Source organism: Rhizobium favelukesii, assembly GCF_000577275.2.
Classification (GTDB): domain Bacteria; phylum Pseudomonadota; class Alphaproteobacteria; order Rhizobiales; family Rhizobiaceae; genus Rhizobium; species Rhizobium favelukesii.
Map to the genome: position 1 here is coordinate 1904813 of NZ_HG916852.1, position 18444 is coordinate 1923256.

The 18444-nt window shown below is 56.2% G+C and carries 32 protein-coding genes and 2 tRNA genes; 10 read left to right on the forward strand and 24 right to left on the reverse strand.

All coding sequences use genetic code 11. From position 1 onward, the window contains the following. Position 1: 1 nt before the first annotated feature. From LPU83_RS48000 to LPU83_RS48010, 3 genes are read right to left on the reverse strand one after another with little or no spacing between them, the layout of a single operon-like run. Positions 2-1525, reverse strand: a complete 1524-nt coding sequence (locus tag LPU83_RS48000) for a phage major capsid protein (RefSeq protein WP_029709944.1) — start codon at positions 1523-1525, stop codon at positions 2-4. Beyond that, a complete protein-coding gene (locus tag LPU83_RS48005) occupies positions 1522-1917 on the reverse strand; it encodes a gene transfer agent family protein (protein ID WP_082321192.1) in 396 nt (131 codons plus the stop codon). Before LPU83_RS48005 ends, LPU83_RS48000 begins: the two co-directional genes overlap by 4 nt. Further along, positions 1917-3146, reverse strand: coding sequence for a phage portal protein (locus LPU83_RS48010; protein ID WP_024314036.1), 1230 nt, complete (start codon positions 3144-3146; stop codon positions 1917-1919). Before LPU83_RS48010 ends, LPU83_RS48005 begins: the two co-directional genes overlap by 1 nt. A 176-nt stretch (positions 3147-3322) precedes the next feature. Between LPU83_RS48010 and LPU83_RS48015 the strand changes: the two genes are divergently transcribed. After that, a complete protein-coding gene (locus LPU83_RS48015) occupies positions 3323-3877 on the forward strand; it encodes a hypothetical protein (RefSeq protein ID WP_024314037.1) in 555 nt (184 codons plus the stop codon). A 5-nt stretch (positions 3878-3882) separates the two neighbouring features. Here the strand turns inward: LPU83_RS48015 and LPU83_RS48020 are convergent, their stop codons facing one another. Next, a complete protein-coding gene (locus LPU83_RS48020) occupies positions 3883-5448 on the reverse strand; it encodes a site-specific integrase (protein ID WP_024314038.1) in 1566 nt (521 codons plus the stop codon). A gap of 94 nt (positions 5449-5542) precedes the next feature. Further along, positions 5543-5619 (reverse strand) — tRNA-Pro (locus tag LPU83_RS48025). Between the two features lie 320 nt (positions 5620-5939). Between LPU83_RS48025 and LPU83_RS48030 the strand changes: the two genes are divergently transcribed. Next, on the forward strand, positions 5940-6245 hold the full coding sequence (locus tag LPU83_RS48030) for an ETC complex I subunit (protein ID WP_024314039.1): 306 nt from the start codon (positions 5940-5942) through the stop codon (positions 6243-6245). A gap of 49 nt (positions 6246-6294) precedes the next feature. Continuing rightward, positions 6295-6371 (forward strand) — tRNA-Arg (locus LPU83_RS48035). Positions 6372-6391: 20 nt separating this feature from the next. On the opposite strand, the gene LPU83_RS48040 is transcribed toward LPU83_RS48035, so the two are convergent. The 17 genes from LPU83_RS48040 to LPU83_RS48120 form a co-directional block, all read right to left on the reverse strand. Continuing rightward, positions 6392-7468, reverse strand: coding sequence for a tyrosine-type recombinase/integrase (locus LPU83_RS48040; RefSeq protein ID WP_037069585.1), 1077 nt, complete (start codon positions 7466-7468; stop codon positions 6392-6394). Beyond that, the gene (locus tag LPU83_RS48045; protein ID WP_037069587.1) at positions 7468-7650 is read right to left on the reverse strand and encodes a hypothetical protein; all 183 of its coding nucleotides are present in this window, start codon (positions 7648-7650) and stop codon (positions 7468-7470) included. The genes LPU83_RS48040 and LPU83_RS48045 overlap by 1 nt, the downstream gene beginning before the upstream one ends. A 1-nt stretch (position 7651) precedes the next feature. Next, positions 7652-8197 carry an HNH endonuclease signature motif containing protein gene (locus LPU83_RS48050; RefSeq protein ID WP_051509084.1) on the reverse strand — a complete coding sequence of 182 codons (546 nt, stop codon included), beginning with the start codon at positions 8195-8197 and terminating at the stop codon, positions 7652-7654. Beyond that, complete coding sequence (locus tag LPU83_RS75805; protein WP_082321193.1) at positions 8194-8529, reverse strand: HNH endonuclease; 336 nt, start codon at positions 8527-8529, stop codon at positions 8194-8196. Before LPU83_RS75805 ends, LPU83_RS48050 begins: the two co-directional genes overlap by 4 nt. Next, the gene (locus LPU83_RS48060; RefSeq protein ID WP_037069592.1) at positions 8519-8959 is read right to left on the reverse strand and encodes a hypothetical protein; all 441 of its coding nucleotides are present in this window, start codon (positions 8957-8959) and stop codon (positions 8519-8521) included. The genes LPU83_RS75805 and LPU83_RS48060 overlap by 11 nt, the downstream gene beginning before the upstream one ends. Beyond that, complete coding sequence (locus LPU83_RS48065) at positions 8960-10081, reverse strand: hypothetical protein (RefSeq protein WP_162392078.1); 1122 nt, start codon at positions 10079-10081, stop codon at positions 8960-8962. Between the two features lie 233 nt (positions 10082-10314). Continuing rightward, entirely contained in the window at positions 10315-10677 is a 363-nt protein-coding gene (locus tag LPU83_RS48070) for a hypothetical protein (protein ID WP_037069598.1), read from the reverse strand. Next, positions 10674-10922 (reverse strand): hypothetical protein, encoded by a 249-nt coding sequence (locus LPU83_RS48075; RefSeq protein WP_037069601.1) that lies wholly within the window; start codon positions 10920-10922, stop codon positions 10674-10676. Before LPU83_RS48075 ends, LPU83_RS48070 begins: the two co-directional genes overlap by 4 nt. Continuing rightward, complete coding sequence (locus LPU83_RS73605; RefSeq protein WP_037069604.1) at positions 10922-11128, reverse strand: hypothetical protein; 207 nt, start codon at positions 11126-11128, stop codon at positions 10922-10924. Before LPU83_RS73605 ends, LPU83_RS48075 begins: the two co-directional genes overlap by 1 nt. A 352-nt stretch (positions 11129-11480) precedes the next feature. Then, a complete protein-coding gene (locus LPU83_RS48085; protein ID WP_244656140.1) occupies positions 11481-11831 on the reverse strand; it encodes a DUF1367 family protein in 351 nt (116 codons plus the stop codon). A gap of 76 nt (positions 11832-11907) precedes the next feature. Next, entirely contained in the window at positions 11908-12660 is a 753-nt protein-coding gene (locus LPU83_RS48090) for a hypothetical protein (RefSeq protein ID WP_051509085.1), read from the reverse strand. Next, positions 12660-13331, reverse strand: coding sequence for a 3'-5' exonuclease (locus LPU83_RS48095; RefSeq protein WP_037069612.1), 672 nt, complete (start codon positions 13329-13331; stop codon positions 12660-12662). Before LPU83_RS48095 ends, LPU83_RS48090 begins: the two co-directional genes overlap by 1 nt. Beyond that, positions 13328-13477: a hypothetical protein gene (locus LPU83_RS48100; protein WP_157997342.1), complete on the reverse strand. Its 150-nt coding sequence runs from the start codon at positions 13475-13477 to the stop codon at positions 13328-13330. The genes LPU83_RS48095 and LPU83_RS48100 overlap by 4 nt, the downstream gene beginning before the upstream one ends. Then, positions 13477-13713, reverse strand: a complete 237-nt coding sequence (locus tag LPU83_RS48105; RefSeq protein ID WP_037069615.1) for a hypothetical protein — start codon at positions 13711-13713, stop codon at positions 13477-13479. Before LPU83_RS48105 ends, LPU83_RS48100 begins: the two co-directional genes overlap by 1 nt. Next, positions 13706-13942, reverse strand: a complete 237-nt coding sequence (locus LPU83_RS48110; RefSeq protein ID WP_037069618.1) for a hypothetical protein — start codon at positions 13940-13942, stop codon at positions 13706-13708. Before LPU83_RS48110 ends, LPU83_RS48105 begins: the two co-directional genes overlap by 8 nt. Beyond that, positions 13939-14178, reverse strand: coding sequence for a hypothetical protein (locus LPU83_RS48115; RefSeq protein WP_157997343.1), 240 nt, complete (start codon positions 14176-14178; stop codon positions 13939-13941). Before LPU83_RS48115 ends, LPU83_RS48110 begins: the two co-directional genes overlap by 4 nt. Before the next feature lie 11 nt (positions 14179-14189). Continuing rightward, positions 14190-15149: a pentapeptide repeat-containing protein gene (locus tag LPU83_RS48120; protein ID WP_051509086.1), complete on the reverse strand. Its 960-nt coding sequence runs from the start codon at positions 15147-15149 to the stop codon at positions 14190-14192. A gap of 229 nt (positions 15150-15378) precedes the next feature. Here LPU83_RS48120 and LPU83_RS48125 point away from each other — a divergent pair, with 229 nt between their 5' ends. Continuing rightward, the gene (locus LPU83_RS48125) at positions 15379-15618 is read left to right on the forward strand and encodes a helix-turn-helix domain-containing protein (protein WP_157997344.1); all 240 of its coding nucleotides are present in this window, start codon (positions 15379-15381) and stop codon (positions 15616-15618) included. A 197-nt stretch (positions 15619-15815) separates the two neighbouring features. Here the strand turns inward: LPU83_RS48125 and LPU83_RS48130 are convergent, their stop codons facing one another. After that, positions 15816-16070 carry an Arc family DNA-binding protein gene (locus LPU83_RS48130; protein WP_051509087.1) on the reverse strand — a complete coding sequence of 85 codons (255 nt, stop codon included), beginning with the start codon at positions 16068-16070 and terminating at the stop codon, positions 15816-15818. A gap of 405 nt (positions 16071-16475) precedes the next feature. Then, positions 16476-16898 carry a helix-turn-helix domain-containing protein gene (locus LPU83_RS75810; RefSeq protein WP_425301942.1) on the reverse strand — a complete coding sequence of 141 codons (423 nt, stop codon included), beginning with the start codon at positions 16896-16898 and terminating at the stop codon, positions 16476-16478. Between LPU83_RS75810 and LPU83_RS48140 the strand changes: the two genes are divergently transcribed. From LPU83_RS48140 to LPU83_RS75815, 6 genes are read left to right on the forward strand one after another with little or no spacing between them, the layout of a single operon-like run. Further along, complete coding sequence (locus LPU83_RS48140) at positions 16897-17127, forward strand: hypothetical protein (protein WP_037070275.1); 231 nt, start codon at positions 16897-16899, stop codon at positions 17125-17127. The two genes, LPU83_RS75810 and LPU83_RS48140, sit on opposite strands and share 2 nt — an antisense overlap. Further along, a complete protein-coding gene (locus LPU83_RS48145) occupies positions 17124-17513 on the forward strand; it encodes a GIY-YIG nuclease family protein (RefSeq protein WP_037069632.1) in 390 nt (129 codons plus the stop codon). Before LPU83_RS48140 ends, LPU83_RS48145 begins: the two co-directional genes overlap by 4 nt. Further along, entirely contained in the window at positions 17510-17701 is a 192-nt protein-coding gene (locus LPU83_RS48150) for a hypothetical protein (protein WP_037069635.1), read from the forward strand. The genes LPU83_RS48145 and LPU83_RS48150 overlap by 4 nt, the downstream gene beginning before the upstream one ends. Continuing rightward, positions 17698-17997 (forward strand): hypothetical protein, encoded by a 300-nt coding sequence (locus tag LPU83_RS48155; protein WP_037069636.1) that lies wholly within the window; start codon positions 17698-17700, stop codon positions 17995-17997. The genes LPU83_RS48150 and LPU83_RS48155 overlap by 4 nt, the downstream gene beginning before the upstream one ends. Next, entirely contained in the window at positions 17994-18185 is a 192-nt protein-coding gene (locus LPU83_RS48160) for a hypothetical protein (protein WP_037069637.1), read from the forward strand. Before LPU83_RS48155 ends, LPU83_RS48160 begins: the two co-directional genes overlap by 4 nt. After that, positions 18185-18397 (forward strand): DUF551 domain-containing protein, encoded by a 213-nt coding sequence (locus LPU83_RS75815; RefSeq protein WP_082321196.1) that lies wholly within the window; start codon positions 18185-18187, stop codon positions 18395-18397. The genes LPU83_RS48160 and LPU83_RS75815 overlap by 1 nt, the downstream gene beginning before the upstream one ends. Positions 18398-18444 lie beyond the last annotated feature (47 nt).

Below are 18444 nucleotides of genomic sequence, written 5' to 3' on the forward strand. Positions count from 1 at the left end.
ATTAGGCCGCGACCTTCAGCTTCGTGAGGGCCTCGCCCATGACGACACGGCCACCGACACGACGGCGAGCATGAAGCTTCACGATGCCGTTGCCAGCGCCGGTCAGGTCGTCGCGGATGATTTCGAACCCGACACGATCAGCAACGGCGTAGCCCGTAGCAAAATCGCCGAACACAATCGGGGTTGCGTCTGCGGCAACGTCGGGCATGTCCACGCCTTCGTAGACCGGGCGACCGAGAAGCAAGGCGGGCTGGCCTGCCGCAATCGAGCGTTCCCAAAGGTAGCTGCCATCCGTATCCTTCAATTTGCGGACTGCGGCCATCGTCTTGCGGTTCATAAGCCACGAACCGTTTGCCGAATAGGCAGTTTTAATGCTGTAAAACAGGTCAATCAGGTCGTCGGCAGCAATCTCGCCTTCGAACTCCTGCACGTCGTCAGACGTAAGGACGCCTTCGGCCTGAGTCGTGCCATTGCCGCTGACGAACCAAGCGGCCTCTTTCTGACCGAACCGGCGCGCAACGTGGTTGCCCAGGTAGCTCGAAAGATCGATCTGCGCGTCTTCCAGCAGGATGCGCGTGACCGGAACCACGACGGCCATTTCAAACGGCTTCAAGTCGATCTGATCGAACGACGGTTCACTTTCCGGGCGCGGCGCGGTCTCGGCGACTTCACCAACGGTGATTTCCTCGACAAGGCGCGGAAGCTGAAGCAACGGGCCGGACATGCTGATCGTCTGGGCAAGGCCGCGAACCGGGGAAAACTCTGCGACCTTTTCGAGGATCGAAGTCGAGACAGCTTCCGGTGCCAAAATACCGCCTGTGGACGGCGAACCATAGCCGAGCGACTTCACTTCGCTGGCATCACCGTTGCGGATGAAATCAGCAAAAGCCTTCTTCTCGCTGTTGTCGTTCTCGCCTGCCGGGTGGTTGTTATTTGCGGAAAGCGGGCGGTGAGCCTTGGCTTCCAGCTTATCCATGCGGGCCTTGATGGCCTTCAGTTCGTCGGCAGACACAACCGGATCGCTCTTCGTTTCCAGTGCGTTCTGTGTATTTTCGTTTTCCATACTATTTTCCTCAAGATCGGATTTAACGACGGTGACGTGCGCGCCGGGATGAACCGGGCGACGGCAAAGACTGATTTCGTTGACGGTGATGGACTTGAAGACGCGGCCACCTGCGGGACGCGGATCAAAACCGGTGTGACGGAAGCCGATGGACAATCCGCCGATCTTACCGGCCTTAAGCTGCCGGTGAGCATCGCGAGCGGGTCCAATGCCTTCCACGAACAAGCGGCCGTTAACTTCAAGGCCCTTGTCGGTCTCGGCGTAGGTTTCCCACACACCGACAACCTTCTGCTGATCATGTTCCATGACCATAGGCACGCTATTCGCAAAAGCGATGGTGCCCTTTTCGATGACGTCGCCGACACTATCCGGCGAGCCGAAAGGCCACGCGATGCCGGTCACGATGCCAGTATCATCAATCGAGACTTCGGCCTTGATTTCGAGGTTTTCAGCTTCGATCACAGGCCGGACTCCGCAAGTGCTTCGTTGATAGCTGCCGAGAGGTCGCCGGTTGCTGCGGCCTTTCCGATTTCGTCCAGGGCGATTGCCGGGACTTCCGGCTTGCCGTTCCAACGGGCGTCAAGAATGTCGAAGGCGAGGGGAAGAACTTCCATGATCGGGCGCGGCTTGGCGTAGGTATCAACAAGCGTCTGAGCTTCAGCCGGGGACGTTCCACCGCCAATCAGGCCCGTGCGGACGATTTCAACCATGTCGGCGAAATGGAAATCCTGCCGCATGAAGCGGGCGTAAAGGGCTGCAATGCCGACGCCGGTCTTGCGTTCCAATTCGAGAATCATTTCGGAGGTGAGGGCGAAGGTCTTTTCGCCGTCACCAAAAAAGGCGATGTGCTGCATTATTCGGCTGTTTCCTTCGGCTGCTGGCGTTCTGCCGGGCCGCTCGCGGTTGTGTAGGGGTTTGCCAGTTCGTCGCCGCCCGCCAATGCCGGAAGGTTCATTGCGGCGCGGACTTCGTTCGGGGTCATGGCGCGCATGGCGACAAGCTTGCCAAAGATTTCGGCCCGGCCTGCCGCGTCGGCGCGCTGAAGGTCGTCAATGACGAATTCGAAATAATGGCTGTCGCGCTCATCATCGGAGAGAAGCACGGTCGCGTAGGCGTCCTGCCATTTGTCTAGCCAGGGCCGAAGGCAAAGCTGAAGGAAGCTTGCGGCCATCTGTTCGGCATTGCTCCACGTCGCGCGCTCAAGCTGATAGAGCATGTGCGGCGGCACGCCGAATATACGAGCGACTTCGTTGATCTGCTCCAGCCGGTTTTCGATGAACTGAGCATCGGTGCTTGCCATGGTCGGCTGTTCGAACTTCCAACCGGCGTCCATAACGAGCGGATCACCGTTGGCGCTGGCGCGCCACTTGCGCCACGACTTCAGAATATTGGCTATCGCTGTGCTTCCGGCTTCGCCGCCCTGAAGCTTTTCATTGGTGATGATGCCGCTAGGGCGAGCGCCGGAACTAAAGAACTGAGATGCATGGCGCTCAAGAACTGCCGCAACGCCGATAGCCTCGCGGCCAAGCTTGACCGGCGAAACGCCAGCGAAGGCCGGGATATAGAGAACATCACGATAGGAAAGCCGAACCTGTCCGCGTTCCGTAGAAACGAGATAGAATGGTTCGCCGTCATCCTCGAAGCGCTGTTGCACCTTCGAAGGGTCTAGCCGGTGAAGCTCAAGGGGGCGATCGTCTGACGCGCGGACAACTTGAGCATAGCCAGCTCCGCGAAGCAGGGCGTCAATCGTGAGATCAACGCGAAGCTGCCCGGCGCTGGTCCAGTCATTCGCGCGACTATGGGTGATCTTGTGGCCGGTGTTATCCTTGGCAGCTTCCTTGCTGCCATCGCTGTCGCGATAGAGCTTGCAAGGAAGTGAGCCAATCGTTTCGGAGATCAGGCGGACGGCTTGAAGAACAGCCGGAACGCGCATCGCGGAATATCCAGTAATGGACACGCCTGACGCAGTAGGGACAACGCCGAAAAGCTCATTGATGGCGGGATCGCTAAGGGAATACGCCTTCTGTTCTTGGCGAAGGCCAAGTGCGGTTGCAGCTTTCGTAACTACAGAGGCGATTTTCATTTAAGCTCCCAAAAACAATCTGGGAACTATTGTCTCATGGTCGGAATCCCCTGTGAATCCCAAAAATGAAAATATTCCTATTATAGGATAAAAATACTAAAATGGGGCAAGCTGTTCTGTTCCCTTGGCTGCGTCCGAATGTGTGCTAGACCTGTTCGCAGGGTTTGGGGGATCACATGGATCGAACAATATTTATAGCTTTGTTGTTGTTATTGGCTGGGTGTTCAGATCCAGGGGTGCGAAACCTCGACTACTTTAAGATTGGAAAGTTCGACACGCGGGAAGGAAGGCAGGCGCTTCTTTCAAAGCTGACATCCACGGACGAGACGGTGGATGTATTCGATCCAAAGTTTCGCGTAGCCACTGGAAATGACGCTGATGGGAATGCTGTTACAGCGGTTTTCTACGAGGAGAAGGCTGTCAAATTCAGCATTCAATTGAAATACGAAATTAGAACGCAAACTTCTAACGAATTCAAAGCCGTTGAGGTGAAGTATGAGTTAGATAAGCTGCGACGAGACAGCCTTGGGGAGTGCCAGGTCGATAAATGCGTGATTGCGGACTACAACTGCGACTATACCATCATTGATAATGCTGAATGCTCAGTTGTCGTCCACTCGCACGACAACGGAGACGGTTGGTTCACTGATATCCGTTGGTCAGATCAAGCTTTTTGGAGGGCGCGGACGAACGATTACTTGAGTTCCGTCAGCAAAAAATTGCCTGACTAACTCGGCTACAGAAAATGCCGCACGTTTCTCATTTGATTCGCTAGCTCTAGTAGCTTGACATCACTCCCGCCGTAGTCGTCTGCGGAGGAGCCCGAAGAGCGGCCCGTAATATAGAGCGCGGCCTTGTTGCTTACGCCGCCGAAAAGCGCGTCCTCGAAAAGGTGCCGAAATCCATGGTTAGGCGGTGGGGCGTTGTCGACGTCTTTTAGCGGTCCTTCTTTGATCCACTCGCGAAGCCGCTGATCTTGGAAGGTCCCTGGAAACAACTTACCGGCAGGACGTTCTTTGATCCATTCGATAAAGCCTTCGGCAACGAGAGCTTGATGAATCGGAACCTTACGGCCCTTGCGGGTCTTCGTCGTCCGGCCATCGCCGACGCGAATGTGCATGAACCAGTTCCCCTCAAGCTCAACGACGTCTGCCCTTTCGAGCTGAAGTGCCTCACCAACTCTCATCCCACTATGAGCGAGCAGCCAAGGTATCCAACGGAAGTTAGGACGCGCGACCTCTGCGCGCGCTGCCTCGAGGACCTTGCGAGCTTGCTCAAGCGTGTAGGTGCGGTCAGCGCTATCCTTCACTTCGGCGACCGGAAGTTCTAGGTAGTCAAACGGAGTTCCCTTAGGTATTGCCGGAAATAGCTTTCCTCTGCACTGTTCCTGTCCCCATGTCAGGATAGCGCGTATCGCGGCGAGTTTGTCTCGAATCGTCTTTCTCGAAAGCTTGCCTGCTTCAAGCATGGCATTACGCCAAGCCTCGCCTTCCTCAAGCGTAACGCTCGCGACTTTTTTGCTACGGCGATGATGCTCGAAATCATGGACAGTCTGGCGATACTTCTCCAATGTCGAGGCGGATTTCTCGTTGCCGCCTAAACCCATCCCGGTCAGCCGCTCTTTTTCTTGAATGACGGCCTCAAAAGTTAGGTTGTTGAATTCGGCTTCCGATACATCAGCGGCAATTTCGTCAACCTCAACGGCCTTCGCTAGCATCGGGTTTTCGGGCTTTCCGGCGAAATCCCCTTCATCGCGTTCGGCGACACGGGCAAGGGCCTCCAATTCCGACATGCACAAAGCACGCGCCAAGGTGCGCCATTCATCGCTGCCATTCACAACGGTCGTGTTGCCTAGGCTGCGATATCGGTCGATCCTTTCACCGACCAACCGTTCAAGAGCAGCGTCGTTAAGCTTGCCTGCGATACCGTCGCGCAAAAGCGCGACGTGCAAATCGTCAATGCCGACGCTGGTCCACCGGGGACCGGAGTTTCGCAACAAATCATCAAAAGAAAGGCGTTCATTGTAATTGCGAAGCGCGATCTGATCGACCGGAAGCGGGTAGCGGCCCGGCGTGATCCGCTCGCCCCTCGCAATCTTGGCCTTACGTTCGGCGACTGCTATTTGAGCCTGGAGGCCTGCGAGTGCCGTTGCGTGCCGGGCGAGCGCAGCGCGCCGGTCAGGGCCAAGAGCCTCGCGGAGCTCCGTTTTGTTGTCGAGAAATGGCCGTAGCTCCCTCGGGACCACAATCCGAGAAAAATAGCGCCCGTCGCGATTGAGAAGGTTCTTCACCTTACCGGCCATTTCAAATCACCCGTTTTGTAACGAACTTTGTAACGGACGATTGGAAAATCCCGTTGGGATCTCAGTAACCTAATTGATTTTAAAGGGAAATAGGTGGTCGGAGTGGAGAGATTCGAACTCCCGACCCTCTGGTCCCAAACCAGATGCGCTACCAGACTGCGCTACACTCCGTGCCGACGAGGGAGGGCAATACACGGTTCGCCTCGCGTCCGCAATATCTAAATCGCCTAACCCCCAGCTTGGTGTAGGCGCTCTTTTCGTTCAGGTCGGCGTGAGGAATGTTTGACGTCAGCGCGAATTGTGGGAAGGCACGGCTGCCGGAAATGGCCGAACATCCAGCTCCCGCCGCCGCGGCTTTTTTCTTGAAAAGAAAGGGATTCGCCGCTAAGCAAAATTCATCTCTTCGTGCGACGGTTTGGATGAAGAGCCCCGACCGTGGGATCGAATGAAGTTTCAAGTGCGAAAGCCGCTAATTCGGAGGCGCTGCAGCAATGTCTGCCAAGATCTATCGTCCAGCCAAGACCGCGATGCAGTCCGGCAAGGCAAAGACAAATATTTGGGTTCTTGAGTTCGATCAGGAGACGCCGCGCACCATCGATCCGATCATGGGCTACACGTCGTCTTCGGATATGCGCCAGCAGCTAAAGCTGACCTTCGAAACGCAGGAACTCGCCGAGGCTTACGCAAAGCGCAACGGCATCGAGTACCGGGTCATTGCCCCGAAAGATCCGCAGCGCCAGATCGTGGCCTATCCCGACAATTTCCGCTATACGCGGACGCAACCCTGGACGCACTGATCCGCGTTCAACAAGACGGATTTGACCGGGACATGTTTCCCGGTCACGCGGCCCCTTAGCTCAGCTGGATAGAGCACCTGCCTTCTAAGCAGGTTGTCGCAGGTTCGATTCCTGCAGGGGTCGCCACTCAATTTGCAAGCTATTGATTATGCTTGATCTTTTGCCTTTGTTCCCCTCACTGAATTCAAGTGAGGGGTTAGGCTGTTCTCGTTCAGTTTCTCCGCGCCCGCAATTGCAAGCTTCCGCTTGTTGGCGTTTCGCGTGTAAAGGCTGGCCATTGCATCGCTTCTCCAGCCAAACCGAGCCTTAAGCTCGCTGTTGCTGTTTCCTGCTTCAGCCAGGATCGTTGCCAACGTCTTGCGCAGCCCATGCGCTCTTCCATCGACGTTCGCTTCATCGCAAACATCCCCGAACCAATTACCGAATGCCGCCGCGCTCTTGAAGGGCCGGCCATGAACTGGCGTCACCAAATATGCCATGTGCGTTGTCTGGTGGTTCTCAAGGATCTCCCTGAGCGTGGTGTGGACTGGGCTATACGTCATTTCCTCATTCTTCGACGCCCTGTATTCAATTACGCCATCCCTGATGTGCTGGGGGCCGATCCTGTAAATGTCTGATCGACGCAGACCGGTGAACAGCAGCATATCCATGGCAAGGCGCGCTTGGCTGCCTTCCTTGTGCTTTTCGTAGAACCGCTCTAGGTCAGCCATCGTCCACGGCTTGTGACCTTCGGTCTTTGCTTTGGGTTTCTTCACCCCTCGGGCCGGATTGTCCGACATAAAGCCAGAATCGACAGCCCATTCAAAGAGGTATCCCATAACCTTGAGATAGGTTATCGCAGCGAATGGCGTGTCTGCTCGCCTGTCCCGGCCGGCGGCAATCATCTTGCGGTCGATTTGGGAGAGAATGACCTTCCCGCCTGTCTTGCAGACGACCTTAAGGATGTTATGACGAGCGCTCTGCGTCGATTCTCTGAGGCCCTTGAAGGCCGCGCTCTGCACGTACTTATCCACAAGCCATTGGAGAGTGTGCTTAGTAGGAGCCGTCGGGGCTTCCTCGTTTGCCATGCACTTTCGCCATGCGGCGGAAAATTCTTTTGAGCCCCATTCGCCGGGGAGGCGTGTCCGCTTTCCCTTGCCGACGCGAAAATACCAGCGGACATTCCCGAACCGGTCAACTTCTCTCAGGGTGTTGGGATATTTGTTGCGGGGCATGTCCTCCATCAGAAGTAACCTGCCGCACTTTCGTCAAGTTGTTTCTTGGAAAACCCGTCGCTTTCGCCGTTGATAACGACGGAACCGTCCGGCTCGACGCGAACAGTCTTCACATCAACGCCAGCCTTTTTCACGGCGCGGATGGCGCGAGAAACGGAATCCTCGGTAAAGGATACGGCGCGGCGCCCCATGTCACATGCTCCTCGTCTTCTGAAAACCTTCAGGCCATGACTTTCCCTGTCTGACCAAGGATACCAATTGAGGAGTGACCTTGAATTTACGAGCTAGGGCTACGCCAGTAAGGCTGTGCGGATTATCCCGTATTTCTGCGACTGCCTCATTAGTGAGCTTCGCTCTGCCGTTTCGCTCACCCCTGCTATCAGTGGGTTTCTTCAAGCCAGTGTCGAAAGCGTGCTTGTTGTTTTGGCCGTAAGTTACCCACTCAAGATTTTCAGCGTGATTGTTGGTTTTATCGCCGTCGATGTGGTTTACCACCCTTCCGTCTGGTTGTCCGTGGAAGGCAATGCAAACTAGACGGTGGATAGTAACGCTGGTGACTTTTGATGCCTTACTGAGACTGACGTAGTCGTATCCGGTGTTCAGGCGCCTAGTCATCAAGACACTTTTCCCAACGCGCCGCACTTTGCCAGACCGGCAGACTTCGTAGAGGTCATTTTGCTCTACAATTCTCCATTCATCGTCACTCATGTCCGCTTTCCCAACGAGATCTGTTTTCATCGGAGAACAACCTTTCCACTCAGAGTTCGCTTCCACTTTGAGTTCTTGCCGCCGGGGAAATGCGTTGGTGGGACGGCCTGTATGTGTTTGGCGCGAATTCTGTCCGCCTTTCGGATATCGGCCACATCGTCGGCTGTTTTTACCTTGTGGCAGGTTTTATGGGCTGGCCGGATATTGCTGTCGCTGTCGTCGCGCGTCAGTTCCCACGGAACGAGATGTTCTATGTCCCAAGCTTCGCCAACCTGTATTTTCTGGCAGCAGATATGGCATCGACCGCCTGAGAGGTCGAAGATCCGCACCCTGTCCGTTCTTGAAAAATGCTTACGAGGCATCTGTCGCCTCCTTGCGGTATTCGGAGAGGGCCGCGCGCGCGATTGCTGCGCAACGATATGGTCGAATGTCGAGATCGCAGATTTGCTCCAGCGCTTCCGTTAGGATGACGTACTGCGCCTGAAAATCATTGGCGATGGCTCGAAGTCGTTTTGCTTCCTCCATTGCGGCGTCCCTGTCTACTTCCAAAGAGAGGGCTATGGCCGCCTCAAGGTCACGAGATGCTTCAGCCTCACGACGGAGACGCCAGTGTTCGGCCCGCTCCGCTTCCGCCTTCTCGGCTCTGGCGCGGAGGGCTTCGATCTCGTTAGCTTGGAAGACGATAGTTGCTGCGGCCTTCTCCGCCGTTTCAATGTCAACCTCGATAAAGGTCTCGCCTCGGACGCGGGCGCGACCGGCCCACGTCGCCAGATCATTATGAACGCTCCCCATCTACGCCTCCGCCTTGTTGGATTGGCGGAAGGACGCTTCTGCGCTGTCTCTGCGGTAAAGCCCATTGTATTCGAACCCGCTGTTTTGCGCGGCGATTTCTGAACGGGTCAGATATGTCCCATTCTCTTGGTCAAGAACTTCGAATGCTGCTGGCAGTTTATCCAACAGGGGTGCCGCCTCGTGGCTTCGGATGACCGCATAGATTTCTTCTATGACTGAGGCGTCTTCGATAGCTCCATCGAAGACCTCGTCCACAATTCTTCCCATGAGTGCGCGGCTGATACCCGCCTTCTCATGCCCGCTATCTTCCTTGGGGGCTGGTGTGGCGCTATCGGTCTGTTCCGGCTTTGCGGTGAGGGCGGCGAGACGGCCAACAGCTTTGTTGAAAAGTTGGCGCTGCACCAACATGACGGCATCACCACCCGACTGGTTGTCAACCAAGTCTCGCAAACGAGCGATCAGCGCTTTATCGTCTTGCCGCCAGTCACCCTTCTCATGCGCCCCGCCTTCCGTTGCATCTGGGTTAGCGCTTGCTAAAGCGGCAAGAGCAGCCTTTCGGGCATCGTAATAGAGACGAGCGTCGTAGCATTGGCTTCCTTCGCCTCCGTCATTGTCCAAGACGTTCTTGAGCAGATAGCGGAAGTTTTCGACTGGCGCGTAGTTGTCGTGCAAAGCGGCCATGATATCGCTGATGTCGTATTCGTCTCTCTGATCCATCATTTCGTGCTTTACGAAGAAGCCGACTATCTGGCTGAACCAGTCGTCCGTTGCCTCTGGCTTTGGCGGATGGGCGTAGAGAGGCACGCTAGGACGAGTAAGCTTCAGTTGCTCATGCCCATCCTTGTCCCAAATCAGGCCGGTGCCGTACTGGGAAACGCTTTCGATTTCCTTCGTGTCGGTCCACGCTACCGGCTCCGCCTCTGGCTTTGGAGTGGCGATGAGGGCTGAGAGGATGCGGCGCTCGTGGTCGGCTTGTGCCGCTTCCTGCGCGGATGGCAGGTCATCGCCATCGTAGAGGATTTCCCCATCGTATCGGACAGTGGTGAAGTAGTAGCTGTCAGAACCGAAGGTCTGATTTATGTGGTAGATGACGCCGCAATAATCCTTGACGACATAGGTCATCATCTGCCGCTCGCGGTATTCCCACTGCAAAGCCTTCACACTCACCGGCATCTCTGCCCCGCGCTTCTGTTCCGGGTATTCGGCGTTGAGGTAATCTCGCACGGCTCTGCTGATGTCGCCCGCTCGCACGTTCCCAATAATCCGAGCATCTGGAACCCATGATTCCGCGCACTCAAGGACCGCCAGCAGGACAACGCGAGGATTTGCGTCGTCAGAATAGGATTTCCGTTCCGTCATGGCGTTACTCCTGCTTTGGAGAGAGCGGCTCCAGCCACGTCAACGGCATGGCACGGGCGCTGCCAAGCCTCGTAATCCTTCACATCAGCCAGCAAGAGCCGTAGGGCTTCCCGTAGCTGACTGATCGTTTCAGACTGGCGCTCGACTTGGCCCTTCCACATTTCGCGGTTCCGTTCGATCCGGTCGCGGTCTGCGGCGAGGGTGGCAATGTCCTTCTTTGCGTCGTCAATGAAATACATCACCTGAGCCAGTGAGCCTTCGGCAATGGCCTTCGCGCTGCAAGCGGCGTAGCGTTCAAGGGTTCGGACACGTTTCATCTCACTCATGGCGTTACCAGCCTTCTCGTGGGGGGAGGTCATGGGGTCGTGTCTCCGTAAAAGCGAGGATCGACGAACTTCACGACGGGCAGCGGCGTGCTGCACCAAAGCTCAACGAGGGCCTTACCAAGGTCGCTGGTGGTGAGGTGTTCGCCGGAGTGAACGAGGATGCCGCTATCGATCAGATCCCCGATGGTGGGCTGGTAGAGCGGCGCTGAATGGTTCGGATACATCGCGTGGCTGGTGTGATGATGCAGGATCACGTCGATGATGTATGGGGTCCACATTATCGAGCCTCCCCGCGAAGTGCTGCCGTCATCACGTCCGTCCGCAGCTTGCGGATATCGCTCACACGGCGATGGCGCTCTCTGGCTTCACGCTCTGCCTCGTCGAGGACACGGAGGCCGGGAAGTGCTCGGTACAAGCGGCGGCGTGTCTGCCAGGATTGCCAGGATGAAACAGCGCGGCGGATTAGTCTGTCGAAGCGGGTCATGCTGCACCTGCCTTGGCTATTGCGCTCCTGCGCAAAACGTGAACCTTTTCGATCTCTTCGGCCGGCGTGAAGAGTATGCCTTCCTGATAAAGCTTCTCCGCTGCCACTAACGCCTCCAATAGCTCAGGAGCGGCGGAGATCAGGCGGGCGTTGGCTATCTCGACATCGCGAGGATACCGTTGCGGCTCGGTCCCTTCCTGCCCTTCCGGTGCAGGTTCGTGTCCGGGCTGGCATATAGCTCTGCCATCGCCTTCTGGTCCGTAGATAACGCCGCGATATCCGCATGAGCATTGATCTCCGTCTCGGAGATGGGCGCACAGTGTCCAAGGGCCCGGTGTGTGCTTACTCTCGCTCATGCTGCTTTCTCCACATCTTCCGGAACGATTCCGTATTCTCTCGCGATGAAGGCCAACGCCTCTTGCAGGAAGGCGCTGAACTCAGTTTCGTCCATGGCTTCGAAGGCCACGCTTGCGGGAATTTTCACCTTGAAGCCGCGAAAGATGACCTCTTCCGTGAAGCCGGTTTCCATCTTGATGAGCGAGTGAAACGCCTTGTCCGTGGGTGCGCAGCCGGTGGCGATCCTCACCTCGCGAATGAACGACCAATAGAACCGCAACCTTTTCGGCACTCTCCCGGTGCGCACGTCAACGCGGACGCGCTCACCTTCCTTGATTTCGGCTATGCGCTCACGGTCGGCTGCCATCTCTCCAACGAGGTTGGAACCGTATCTGACAACGTAAATCGAAGGCGATTCTGAGGATTTCTTGCTCATCCGCGCCTCACGCATTCAACGGGTGCTGGAGGGCTTCGCCGTCCGTCACCATCTTCGGGAGGGCCGAACGCTTGGCAGCGAACCGGCGCCGTGCCTCGTTCCAATACTCGGTTGACCAGCCGTCGCGCTCGGCGATGTTTGCCCAGATGTCGACAAGGCGCTTCACGTCCACTTCGGAGTGAGCATCCATAAGATCGTTGTCTATCTCTGCCAGTTGGCGCTTCTGCTCGGCCGCGCTGATAGGCTTGGGCTCGTCCTTTGCCTTGGCGCCGCCCTTCTTCTCGTCTTCGAACTCCTTGGCGACGGTGTTGACGTATTTGCTATCGTCAAACATCCCCATGTGAACGTCAGCGCCGACGCCGATCATTTTCAGGGCATTGGTAACGGCGTCGGTGTAGGCTTTCTTGAACGCCTCGTCGTCGTTCTCCCAGCGCTCTGGACGCTTGTATTGGTCATTGGCCTTGATGTGGGTAACGATCTTGTCGCCGCCGACGCCGTAGACGGTCTTGCTGGCGCTCTCGTACCAGACGGAAACGGTGCAATAGACCAGAACTTCCTTGTTATCGCCGGGGACAACCTGGAATGAAGGCTCGTTGATGCCCCAGCCTTCGCCGCAGGAGCCGAACTCTTCCGTCATGCGACGGTAGGACCACATCGGCTTGATCGCCGTTCCTGAGAAGCCTCCGCCGCGCTTGAACTGCTTTGTGTGGGCCGGGTCGGTCTTGCCGAGCTTGTCCCAAAGAGCTGTTTTGTCAGACATTACGCTGCCTCCCCATATGCTACGAGCATCCGGCGATGAATGGCTCGGGTGCGTTCGATGTCGGCTCGGCAGTAGGAGTCGATCCGTTCGAACTCGCCACGCGCCCACATGTCACCAACCATGGAGCCGTCCACGTCGTCCTTGCCTTGAAGGCCAAGAGCAGAGCAGAGATTGTCCATGCTGATCGTGTCGCGAGCGCCGGCCCACGCTGCCATTGTGTCGAAAACTTCGATGCCCCACGGCTTAGGATCGCGAGGGAACCAACCGGGCATCTTCACGCCCAGAACCATGGCGCGCTGCCACATGAACCGGATATCGAAACCAGCGACGTTGTGGCCGATGATAACCGGCGATCGATTGTAAGATTCCATCGCTTCCGAGAACGCGACCAGCAGCTCACGTTCGCCGCTGTAGTCGAGCGGCCACGAAAGGGAGGTTGGACGGTTTTCGTCTAGGGCGTACCCGATGCAGCAGATATGGCCGAACGCGCCATTAAGACCGCTTCTGGAGATTGCCTCCTCGACGGCGGCGGGTCTCTGGTCCTTCTCCCAAGCGGCGATGCTATCAGCCTTCTTGAGGTTGCCTGGAGGCTTTACCGACGCGGAAATCCTCTGCTTGGCCGCGTCCGTCTGGGCCGGGATGGTTTCGATGTCGAGATACAGATAGGTCATTTCTTCACCTTCCATTGCCTTGCCTGCAGAAGCGGGAGGCGGGTTTCCTGCATGATGAGGCGGTGCATGAAGCGGTCGCCTCTGCGGAGGTATCGGAGAGCGTCACGGCGCAAGGAAAGCGCTTGATCGACGCGGGTACGGAGCATCACTTTTTCCATGACGACACCTGTTCCTGATTGATGCGATCCTGAATGGCGAACTGTCTTTCGGCTTCCGAAACCGCCCAGAACGTCGCGACCGTGATGACGATGGCAGCCCCGAAGAACATGGCGAAGTCCTTCCAGACGGCATGAATGTATGGAGCCGGAATGGCTACGACCTGCTGGCAGGTGCCGGTGCAGTCGCATTCCCGATGGTCGCGGAGATGGCATATGTCACGCATTGGATTTCTCCGCAGCCTTGCTGTAGGCTCGCGCTTCGCAGTCGCTTTCACAGACAGCCAGATAGAACCAGCCGCCTTCCTTGTTCGCGCCTCGGTTCTCGTCGTCGGCCAACTTGGCCTCACAGAACATCTGTGCATCGCGCATGTACTGGAACTTGGCGATCAGTTCGGACGAGCCATCGAAGCGCCAAATCATCATGACGAGGGCGCCACTGGTGAAATTCTTCATTCTGCAGCCTCCCGGTATTCGAGACGCGCACGAACGCTGTGACCGGTAAACCTCGGGCTTTCGGAAGCATTGATGCTGGCGTTGTAGCCTTGGCTTTCGAGATATTCGTAATCCTCGGTCGCCTCGTCGAGGTCGGTGTATTCAAGGCAGTCGTCGCGGTTGGACGACAAGACGCCAGTGCCGCAGAGGTACAGGGCGTTGCCGCCTTCGAGGACTTCGATGAACCAGAATTTCATTTCCATCATCCTCAACCAGAGTAAGATTCTGCTTCCGCGCGGGTGATGAAGAAGTGGATGCCGGAAGAGCACTCCACGACCCAATTTTCATCGAATTTGTCAGGTGTTACGCGCTGGCCTACTTCGTACTTCGTCTTGCCGTCGTGCAGAGAGACACCGACTTCAGCGCCGTGGACTTCGATCACATCGGCGTATTCAGCGCGGCACTTTCGGCCGAATGCATGGGAGCGTTTTGCCTCTGCAGGTATGCGAAGTTTGATAATCACGTCGCTCCTGCACTTCTTCCAGCCGATCAAATCGCCTTCAGGAAGAATGCGCGTCATGGCGATAGCCATATCAGCATTATTGGCGGAGCTCAGGTCGGCGGAGCGCAGGTCGGCGTAGCTCAGGTTGGCGGAGCTCAGGTTGGCGTAGCTCAGGTTGGCGTAGCTCAGGTCGGCGGAGCTCAGGTTGGCGTAGCTCAGGTCGGCGGAGCTCAGGTTGGCGTAGCTCAGGTTGGCGGAGCTCAGGTCGGCGGAGCGCAGGTTGGCGGAGCTCAGGTCGGCGGAGCGCAGGTCGGCGTAGCTCAGGTTGGCGGAGCTCAGGTTGGCGTAGCTCAGGTCGGCGGAGCTCAGGTCGGCGGAGCTCAGGTTGGCGGAGCTCAGGTCGGCGGAGCGCAGGTTGGCGGAGCTCAGGTCGGCGGAGCTCAGGTTGGCGTAGCTCAGGTTGGCGGAGCTCAGGTTGGCGTAGCTCAGGTCGGCGGAGCTCAGGTCGGCGGAGCGCAGGTTGGCGGAGCTCAGGTTGGCGGAGCTCAGGTCGGCGGAGCTCAGGTCGGCGGAGCTCAGGTTGGCGTAGCTCAGGTCGGCCTTTTCCTTGATTGCCCACTTCACAGCCAGTCCAAGCTTCAGAGAAGGCAGCGCGTCATCGGCGCATTCGATCTCTGCCGTGAACTTCACTTCGCCTGTGAACCTGTTGAGTACGTCGAATTTCATGATTGCCCCGTCCTCTCTTCTGATGCCGATCCCGTTTCTCGCGTCCCGTTTGGGAGGTCATTCGTCGTCGGCTGTCTATGAGGATCAACGTACGATCTGTACGAAATCAAGTCAAGTACATTTTGTACGATTTTGCTTGAGACTCGTACTTTTTGTCCGTATGTTCGTCCGCATGGAACAAACTATCGGTACAGATGCGGGCAGATGGCTGAAACGACGAGACGCATGGATGCGTCAGATCGTCAGCGACAGCTTTGTAAGCAGGAACGGGAAACTGGCCGGCGTCTATGTGGCGCTGCGTCTGAGCTCGAAACGGCCATTCACTTATCCAGCCATGAGGACAATGGCCAAGGATCTTGGGATATCGCTACGGCAGGTAGCCAGAGCGCTAAAAGAGCTTGAGGATGAGGAATTCATTCTGGTGAAGCGCAATCTAGGTCGATCGAGCGTCTACAGCCTCAACCTATGACATGGCTGGCATATCCACCTATGACATGGTTGGCAGACGAAATACGGAAAGCTGAAATACGGAAAGGGTTATTTGTTTTAGAAGGTTCTTGCTCTGAGAGGAGTAATTGGAAGGGTGAGAACCACGAAAACACTGATATTCACAAGCATGCTATGCAATTGGTTCACGCAGGACCGAACTGTCCCAAAACCGTGATATCAGCGCTGGCTCAGTATCTCCGTAGCTTTAGCGAGCAGATCGAAAGCCTCTTTTTGGTCCGAAGCTTTCAAATCGGCGATAGTTTTCAGGAGATTCTCTATCTCGCGCTTAGTATCCGGCGCGAACGATGCTTCCAGCCGAGCCAATATCTCAGCGTTCATCGATCGGCCGTTATCGACAGCCGAGTGCGCAATCTTTCGCTTTAGTTCGAGCGGCAAACGCAAGTTGTGTCTAGGGTCATCGATCTGAGGCATGATCGCCTTATGGCCGAAAACCTACTCTGTGAAAATGGTGCAAGTATGGTGCGGATGTGCCGTGGGTGTGCCATTGTATATTCGGTAGGCGAAATCTATCAATTGACGGCGTTAGGATTTGGTTCCTATTATGTTCTCGTCTGACGGGAGAAATCAAACAAGGTGGCGCGGCTGAAATGAGTTCTGAATACGTGGGTGGACTAAGTCGTAGGTCAGTGATTCTCGGGGCTGTAGCAACGGCGGTGGTGGTAACTGCAGATGACTGTTCTGAGGCTGCAGAGGATCCGCTTGAAGCGGTCGAGAGAAACGCTCGACTGGTCGCCGATTGCATGAAGGCTATTCACGGTGGTTCATGGAACGTGAATGTAAGCCATAGCCTGGGAATGGTATCGATCAGCAAGCAGGTCACGTAGGCTTGTTGAGCTGTTCCAATTCGAATGTGATGAAATTGATAATGCGCTCCTTGATTATCGGAGGAGCGTCAGACGCCGACAGAACGGCATCTTGTAGCCGCTTATCAACGGTTGTTGCGACTTCGCCACCAAAAAGCAGCCAGCCAGGATCGACCCCAAATACCCTGCCATACTTCTCGGCGGCTTTGCGAGAGATCGGCCGCGTACCATTTTCGTTGCTGATCAGAGTATTTATATTCAGGTCACGCGGATGCGAACGAGCTGCATCTGTTGGGTTCTTAAACCCAGCAGCAGCGCGCGCTTGCTTAAGTCTATCCTTTGGACTCTCCATTCGTACGTTATGACTTAATTTTATCGTGCAAGGTGTACGATTTTCGCTTGCTTTTCTTTCGTACGTTTTGTACGTTATGTTCATGAGCAACGCACCCACATCAATTTCCGCCCTCATCGAGCAGTGGCCCACGATCACGGAATTCGCAGCCGAGGTTGGTTGCGGATACGAAGCGGCGCGTCAGATGCGTCGTCGTCAAAGCATCGCTCCTGAGCATTGGGCAAAAGTCGTCGAGGTGGCAAAAGCCAAATCGATCGATGGCGTCACGTTTGAATGGTTGGCGAAGCAGCGTGTGTCGGAGACGGCAGCATGAACGCGTCCATCTATTTCATAGCCGTGAAGGGAAGGGACATGAGCCCCATCAAGATCGGGACATCCAAGAACCCCGATCAACGGCTTTCCCTTCTCCAAGCTGGATCGCCGGATGAGCTTTACACCATCGGTGTAACTGCTGGCTCTTACAAGGATGAGGCCCTGATACATCGGGCATTCTCCGGGCTTCACATGCGGAACGAGTGGTTCCGATACGACGCAGAATTGGAGTTCTTCGCTCATGAAATTATCCGGCGAGGGGTCAATGCCGTCCGTGTGGAATTGCAAGATCGCGCGCAGTCCGGTCGAGGCATCCGCGTAAAAAGTATCGGCGGCATCGAACGTATCCGCCTCGGGGTCGCTCGTAGAAGTGAGGTTGCAGCATGATCACCCTCCCTGCCTACCTAATCGACGCCATCACCAACTACGACAAGATGACCGAACAACTCGACACCCGTCCATCTGTCGATGATCTCCAATCCTCCCAAGCAGAATATGCCGCCGCGTTCGAACGAATGAAGGCAGCGATGAGCAAGGCATTCGTCGAGATCGAGTTGAGGGCAGGTGAAGCATGAGCAACTTCCGTGTTGGGCAGAAGGTAGTTTGTGTGGTGGACGAATGGCCATTCGGCAAATCACCGCTTCGCAAAGGCTCAGTCTACACGATCACGCAGATCACTGAGCCGCGCGTCACTCTCAGTTTTAACGGCTTTGGCCGCAGGCCTGATTTGAAGCTGGCGGAAACCAAAAATCCGGACAGCAAGGACGGCGGGTTCAATCCTGAACGCTTCCGTCCCGTCGACACCCGTAAGGCTGACATATCCATCTTCAAAGCCATGCTGAATTCTTCCAAGCAGAGGGCAGACGCATGAGCGACACGGTTTACATCCTACTCCTGATCGTCGGCGTCCCTGCCATCTTCATCGCTGGCCTTTGCCTCGCGATCTGCGTCACCTCTGGACGGTGCAGCCGCAGGGAAGAGGCAGCAATCGACGCTGCAGCTCTGGAAGGCGACCTAACACACTACATCCGCGCCCTGAACAAAGGCGAGGTGGCGTGATGGGCGAGTGGCAACCAATCGAGACTGCCCCAAAGGACGGTACGTCCATCTTAGGCTCGAATGGTAAGTGGCTGCACGTCATTTACTGGTCAGACGGCTGGGATGAATTCGTAATCGCGCCTCAGCTTATAGCGAGAAACGCAACACACTGGATGCCACTCCCGGCCCCACCAACACCAATCCTCAATCCTGGTCCTCCCCCGGTAGATTGAGGCGCCGGTCCCGGCTCTCCTCCTCATATCCGGCCGGGACCGGCAAC